Source organism: Ruegeria sp. BHSB064 (assembly GCF_059613205.1).
Map to the genome: position 1 here is coordinate 1 of NZ_JBXWSB010000181.1, position 6,647 is coordinate 6,647.

The 6,647-nt window shown below is 58.8% G+C and carries 8 protein-coding genes; 4 read left to right on the forward strand and 4 right to left on the reverse strand.

Annotated features, from left to right (window positions below; all coding sequences use genetic code 11):
* Positions 1-113: 113 nt before the first annotated feature.
* Positions 114-686 carry an REP-associated tyrosine transposase gene (locus tag AC2FNU_RS23310; RefSeq protein ID WP_496793344.1) on the forward strand — a complete coding sequence of 191 codons (573 nt, stop codon included), beginning with the start codon at positions 114-116 and terminating at the stop codon, positions 684-686.
* A 206-nt stretch (positions 687-892) separates the two neighbouring features.
* Here the strand turns inward: AC2FNU_RS23310 and AC2FNU_RS23315 are convergent, their stop codons facing one another.
* On the reverse strand, positions 893-1,243 hold the full coding sequence (locus AC2FNU_RS23315) for a hypothetical protein (RefSeq protein ID WP_496793346.1): 351 nt from the start codon (positions 1,241-1,243) through the stop codon (positions 893-895).
* Positions 1,240-2,907, reverse strand: coding sequence for an energy-dependent translational throttle protein EttA (ettA, locus tag AC2FNU_RS23320; protein ID WP_010442471.1), 1,668 nt, complete (start codon positions 2,905-2,907; stop codon positions 1,240-1,242). Before ettA ends, AC2FNU_RS23315 begins: the two co-directional genes overlap by 4 nt.
* Positions 2,908-3,045: 138 nt before the next feature.
* Between ettA and AC2FNU_RS23325 the strand changes: the two genes are divergently transcribed.
* The 3 genes from AC2FNU_RS23325 (at position 3,046) to dacB (ending at position 5,714) form a co-directional block, all read left to right on the forward strand.
* A complete protein-coding gene (locus AC2FNU_RS23325; RefSeq protein WP_496793351.1) occupies positions 3,046-3,516 on the forward strand; it encodes an MOSC domain-containing protein in 471 nt (156 codons plus the stop codon).
* A 32-nt stretch (positions 3,517-3,548) separates the two neighbouring features.
* Entirely contained in the window at positions 3,549-4,169 is a 621-nt protein-coding gene (locus AC2FNU_RS23330; protein ID WP_496793354.1) for a nicotinate-nucleotide adenylyltransferase, read from the forward strand.
* Between the two features lie 66 nt (positions 4,170-4,235).
* On the forward strand, positions 4,236-5,714 hold the full coding sequence (gene dacB, locus AC2FNU_RS23335; protein WP_496793357.1) for a D-alanyl-D-alanine carboxypeptidase/D-alanyl-D-alanine endopeptidase: 1,479 nt from the start codon (positions 4,236-4,238) through the stop codon (positions 5,712-5,714).
* A gap of 27 nt (positions 5,715-5,741) precedes the next feature.
* Here dacB and AC2FNU_RS23340 read toward each other — a convergent pair whose 3' ends face one another.
* Complete coding sequence (locus AC2FNU_RS23340) at positions 5,742-6,164, reverse strand: tellurite resistance TerB family protein (protein WP_496793361.1); 423 nt, start codon at positions 6,162-6,164, stop codon at positions 5,742-5,744.
* A gap of 102 nt (positions 6,165-6,266) precedes the next feature.
* Positions 6,267-6,647 (reverse strand): EamA family transporter (locus AC2FNU_RS23345; protein ID WP_496793362.1); only part of this gene is annotated, 381 nt, incomplete at its 5' end.

A 6,647-nucleotide genomic window follows, 5' to 3' on the forward strand; every position in this document is an offset into this window, starting at 1 on the left:
AGTGGGTCGAAATAGAAAAACGTAAGCCCTTTTCATATGGCATTGAGGTGGGCATGTGACAAGGGTGGAATTGGTTAACCGTTTGGTAGCCATGCGTGCGGCAAGATGCGGGCATGAGCAACTACCCACGCGTTCGAATACCCGGAGCGAAATATTTCTTTATCGTATCTTTGGCCGACAGATCATCGGATTTGTTGGTGCAAGAAGTGGCGCATTTGCGCGCGGCGTTTGCCGTGACGCAGAGGGAGCAACCGTTCTGGTGTGACGCGTTTGTTGTGTTGCCTGATCATATCCACGCGGTTTGGACTTTGCCGCCGGGTGATGCGGATTATTCGACGCGGTGGGGTGCGATCAAAGCGCGGTTCACCATGCGCGTGAACAAGGCAAACCGTAGGCCGGGCTTCAGCCCGGCACCTGCGCCTTCGGAATTGCCAGTTGTAACATCTGGCAGATATGCCGGGCTGAAGCCCGGCCTACGGCAGAACAAACGCGAAGCACCTGTTTGGCAACGCAGGTTTTGGGAACATTGCATCCGGGACGAACGAGATTACCGCATCATATGGCGTATTGTTGGGGCAATCCTGTCAAACATGGGTTGGTGGAACATCCAACCGATTGGCCGTATTCGTCGATCCATCGCGATATTCGCGCGGGTCGAGTTGGTCTGGATTGGAGTGTCGTTGTGATGGAGGGGACGTTCGGAGAGCCGTAGGATCAAAGAACCCAACTCCGTAGGCCGGGCTTCAGCTCGGCTTTCGCCATGACGTACGGATCGATTGAAGGGTTTTGGTGCGGGTCATTGGCGGACGTTGGTAAAATCGCTTGTATTGCGCTGAGTGCCGGGCTGAAGCCCGGCCTACTCGCGTCGGGTCGACGGATGCGAGCAAGCCACTTACTCGGAGATCCCTAAGTCATTTCGCATAACGTGCAGTACATTTTCCACGGAGGCCTTACGTTCAGGTGAACCAGGTTTTGAATCCACCGGTGTTTTTACCGCACGGCGTACCGGATGCGGAGCAACGAGTTCGCATCGAGCGACCCAATGGCCAACATGTAGAGCGGCTTCTTCTGTACGCTCGATTTCTGAGCGATGCATCGCTTGCCATAGGCCCACATACGCATCTTTGCGTTCCTGAAATCGTAGTTTCTTACGACTATCAGTACGAGTGAGAAGCCATTGAGTGATCACTGTTGCAAGTGATCCAAGCCCCAACGCGCCAAGGATGGTTATCCATTCGTTCACCGCGCAAACTTCTTATGCTTCAACCGCTTGGGCTCCAACGCGTCCGGCCCCAACCGCCGCTTTTTGTCCTCTTCATAGTCCTCGAAGTTGCCCTCGAACCACTCCACATGCGCGTCGCCCTCGAACGCCAGAATATGCGTGCAAATCCGGTCAAGGAAGAAACGGTCGTGCGAGATGACGACGGCGCAGCCGGCGAAATCGACCAGCGCGTCTTCCAGCGCACGCAGGGTTTCGACGTCCAGATCGTTGGTCGGTTCGTCGAGCAGCAGGACGTTGCCGCCCTCTTTCAGCAGGCGGGCCATGTGGACGCGGTTGCGTTCACCACCTGACAGCAGCGAGACCTTTTTCTGCTGGTCGCCGCCCTTGAAGTTGAAGGACGAGCAATAGGCGCGGGAATTGACCTGTGCATCGCCCAACTGGATGATCTCGGCACCGCCGGTGATCGCCTCCCACACGGTGTCGTTGTCTTTCAGGTCGTCGCGCGACTGGTCGACGTAAGACAGCTCAACCGTGTCGCCTAGCGTGATGGTGCCGCTGTCGGGCTGTTCCTGACCGGTGAGCATCTTGAACAGGGTCGATTTACCCGCGCCGTTGGGGCCGATGACGCCGACGATGCCGCCGGGGGGCAGGGCGAAGTCCAGCCCTTCGATCAGTTGCTTATCGCCCATGTGTTTGGACAGGCCCTCGACCTCGATCACTTTGCCGCCAAGGCGCTGGCCGTTGGGGATGACGATCTGCGCGCGGGTCAGTTTTTCGCGTTCTGACTGTTCGGCCAACTCGTTATAAGCGTTGATCCGGGCCTTGGATTTGGCCTGACGGGCCTTCTGGCCCTGACGCATCCATTCCAATTCACGCTGCAGGGTCTTCTGCTTGGACTTGTCCTCGCGCGCTTCCTGCTCCAGCCGTTTGGCCTTTTGCTCCAGCCAGGCCGAGTAGTTGCCCTCGTACGGGATGCCGCGGCCGCGGTCGAGTTCCAGGATCCAGCCAGTGATGTCATCCAGGAAATACCGGTCGTGAGTGACGATCAGAATGGTGCCTTTGTAGTCGATCAGGTGCTGTTGCAGCCAGGCGATGGTCTCGGCGTCCAGGTGGTTGGTCGGTTCGTCCAAGAGCAGCATGTCGGGCGCTTCGAGCAGCAGCTTGCAGAGCGCGACGCGGCGTTTCTCACCACCCGAGAGGTTGGCGATGTTGGCATCGTCCGGCGGGCAGCGCAGGGCCTCCATCGAAACGTCGATCTGGCTGTCGAGATCCCACAGGTTTTCCGCGTCGATCGCATCCTGCAGGGTGGTCATTTCCTCCATCAGCTCGTCCGAGTAATTCTCGGCGATCTCCATGGCGATTTCGTTGAAACGGTCGACCTTGGCCTTTTTCGCGGCCACGCCCAGCATGACGTTTTCGCGGACGGTCAGCGATTCATCCAACTGCGGTTCCTGCGGCAGATAGCCGACTTTGGCACCTTCGGCGGCCCATGCCTCACCAGTGAAATCGGTGTCGAGACCGGCCATGATCTTCATCAGCGTCGATTTACCCGCGCCGTTGACGCCGACGACACCGATTTTCACACCGGGCAGAAAGCTCAGGTGGATGTTTTCAAAGCACTTCTTGCCACCGGGATAGGTCTTGGAGACACCCTGCATGTGGTAGACATATTGATAGGCGGCCATGTCGCGTCCTCTGGGTCGGGGAAATTGGGTTGAACCGCTAGATATCCAAGCCGGGCGGGCGGGGCAAGCTGGTGGTTTTGTGAATTTCGATTAGTGCCGGCTTCACCTACACAGGCTTGACCAAATAAGGGTTATAAATTGTCTGAATTGGCGAAACTGATTGAAGGTTGGGCGCAGCCGGGACGGGTTGAATGGATCGGCCTACGGCCCGCGCGGCGCGATTTGATGGTCAACGTCGAGGAGGCCATGATCTCCACTGATGGCCTCGACGGTGACCGTGGCCGTGCGGGAAAGCGGGCGGTTACGCTGATCCAGTACGAGCATCTGGCCGCGATTGGATCCTATCTGGGTCAAGCGCCTGTTGCACCTTTCATTCTGCGGCGTAATCTGGTGGTGTCGGGGGTCAATCTGGCGGCGCTCAAAGGGCGCGAGGTGCAGGTGGGCGAGGCCGTTCTGCGCTTTACCGTGATCTGCGCGCCGTGCAGTCGGATGGAGGAAGCGTTGGGCACGGGCGGTTATTCTGCGGTGCGTGGGCATGGGGGCTGGTGTGCTGAGGTCCTCCGCCCCGGACGGGTCGGGCTGGGTGATGCGGTGCAACCTGTTGATTGACAACCCCCCTGAGTTCTGAACATCAGCAGGGGATGGAGCGTTATCATATTCCATATGCGCGACCCGGGCAGGTGATCGGGCTGTTCGGCGGGTCTTTTGATCCGCCGCATCAGGGGCATGTGCACGTCACGCGTGAGGCGATGAAGGCGTTTGAGCTGGATCGGGTGTGGTGGTTGGTCTCTCCGGGTAATCCGCTGAAGGAACACGGGCCTGCCCCGATGGCACGGCGGCTGCAAGCCGCGAAAGCTGTGATGCAGCACCCGAAGGTTGATGTGACGGATATCGAGGCGCTGACAGGTACGCGGGCGACGGCGGATACTTTGGCAGCGCTTCGGCGGCTGTACCCGCAGGTTCGGTTCGTCTGGCTCATGGGGGCCGACAATCTGGCGCAGTTCCACAAATGGAAAGACTGGCGGCTGATCATGGATAGCGTGCCTGTCGGCGTTGTTGCGCGGCCGGGGGATCGGATTTCGGCGCGGATGTCACCGGCGGCACGGGTTTACGCGAAATACCGGATCGATGGGCAGGCGCGGCATCTGTTGGGCCGGGCGCAGGCCCCGGCCTGGTGTTTTGTCAATGTACCGATGGTCGATGTCAGCTCGACCGAAATCCGGACGCGCGGAGAGTGGCGCGCACAAGTGTTGCCGGAATAGCCCCTATGGGCGCATAATCTCAGCGAGAGGTTGTGTGTTTTTATTCTGTGGGATTTTAATTCAGCTATGGCTGGTCGTTTTTCACGTCGTGTTTTTCTAGGGGGATTGGGTGCGTCTCTGATCCCGGCAGCGGGTCTTGCACAAGCGCCTCTGGTCTCTCTCAGGCCACAGATTCGCGGGGTGCCGTTGAGCGGTGCCGAGCGCCTGGTGGCTGCGGCCGGGTTAAAAGGCGAGGTTGTCTTTGCGGTTGCGGATGTGGCGACCGGGGCGCAGCTGGAGGTGTTTGGAGACGGGGCCGCCTTGCCCCCCGCCAGTGTCGGCAAAGCGTTGACCGCGCTTTATGCGCTGGATGTTTTGGGCGCGGATCACCGGTTTGAAACCCGTTTGGTGGCAGATGGGCGGATCGAAAACGGCATTCTGCATGGCGATTTAATCCTGGTGGGTGGTGGAGACCCCTTGCTGGACACGGATGCGCTGGCCACCATGGCCGCCAATCTGCGTGAGGCCGGGATTACCGAGGTGCGAGGTGCGTTCAAGGTCTATGACGGCGCGCTGCCATTTGTGTTCAGCATCGACCCCGGGCAGCCGGATCATGTGGGTTACAGCCCCGCCATCAGCGGGATTTCGTTGAATTTCAACCGTGTGCACTTTGAATGGAAACGCGCAGGCAAAGGCTATGACGTCAGCATGGACGCGCGCAGCGCACGCTTTGTACCTGCGGTGGACGTAGCCTCGATGCGGGTCGAGAGCCGGAGCCTGCCGATTTATACCTATCAGCCAAGCGCGCGGCAGGATCGCTGGACCGTGGCCAAAGGTGCGTTGGGGAATGGCGGAGCCCGCTGGTTGCCAGTACGTAAACCCGCGCTTTATGCAGGGGATGTGTTCCGAACTCTGGCGCGTTCAAACGGGATCGTGCTGGGACGGGTGCAGGTGACACGAGAGCGCCCGGAGGGCTTGGACCTTGTAGTACATCGCAGTGATCCATTGGAGAGTATTCTGCGTGGAATGCTGAAATACTCGACCAATCTGACGGCAGAAATGGTCGGAATGGCCGCGACAAAGGCACGGGGTGTTTATCCCAGGAACTTGGCAGAGTCGGCGGCTGAGATGAACCTATGGGCGGCTGAGAGCTTTGGTGTAAACGGTATCGCCATGGTCGATCATTCCGGTCTTGGTGATGCTTCGCGCATCGTGCCCGCAGATCTGGTTTCGGCCTTGGTGGTCGCACAGAAGTCGGGGATATTGCGCCCCTTGATGAAGCCTTTTGCCTTGACCGATCGGAATGGTCGGGTCGTCAAGAACCATCCGGTAAAGGTTGACGCCAAGACCGGGACACTGAACTTTGTTTCAGGGCTGGGCGGTTTCCTGACAACAGCGGACGGGGTCGATCTGGCATTTGCGATATTCACAGCAGACGTAGCGAAACGCGCACAAATACCACGTGCTCAACGTGAACGTCCGGATGGCGCGCGCAGCTGGAACCGAAGGTCGCGAAAGCTGCAACGCGCACTGCTTGAACGGTGGGGTTCGCTATACGGCAGTTAAAGCCGTGAAATCCGACGACGCCTTTTGTCAGACGGCGTGACGCGCGCGGGCACCGCGTTCAATTGCGGCTGCGTGCAAGCGATCGATACTCAACTCGTAACGGATTTCTTCCAGCAAACGCAGCTCGGTCTCGGCCAGCGATCCGTCTGCGGCGGCAACATCACAGGCCAGCGCATAAGCTGTTTCGTTCAGTCGTTCAGGAAGGTTGTCGCGGATCAGGCCAAACAGAGCATCCAGCCCGTCTTCCTGTTCGAACAGATCAAATACGATCTGTGACACGCGGCGGGTCCGGTCAATATCGTACCCGGCGAAGACCGGCAGCATGTTTACCGCCACTTCGATCTTAACCAATTCAGCGGTTCGGATCGTCTCGTCAGATGCCGAAATCGCAACCATGATCGCCACAAGGCAATCCTGTGGGGACATCGGGTGGGGAACTTGCTCGGTCATTCGGTGCATCCTGCTTGGGGTTCTTCAAAGGCGCAGGATAGAAGGGGGGCAGGGCAGGTTCAACATCTTGTTTTGCCGTGTTTGTGCGGCAGGTTGAACCGGTCAGGTATTCATCACCGCCATTCCGCTCAGCAAAAGCCCGGCCCCGATCCAATAACGCAGCCCCAACGTTTCGCCGAAGAACAGCCACGAGGCGAGGGGAACCAGCACAAAGCTAAGCGCCATGAAGGGATAGGCTTGCGACAGGGGCACATGTCTGAGGACGTAAATCCAAAGGATCGTTGCGGACCCGTAGATCGCAAGTGCGACAAGCAAAAAGGGGTCAAAGAGGGTGTGCATCACGCCCACTAAGCCTGTGGCGTCGCGCCCGTCGATCCGCCCGCCTGCGAGCTTGAACAACACCTGACCGGCGGAAATCATGACAGGTGTCAGCAGCAAGCCTGTCCAGATCAGAACCGTTGGCGCGGTAGCGCTCATGCCGCC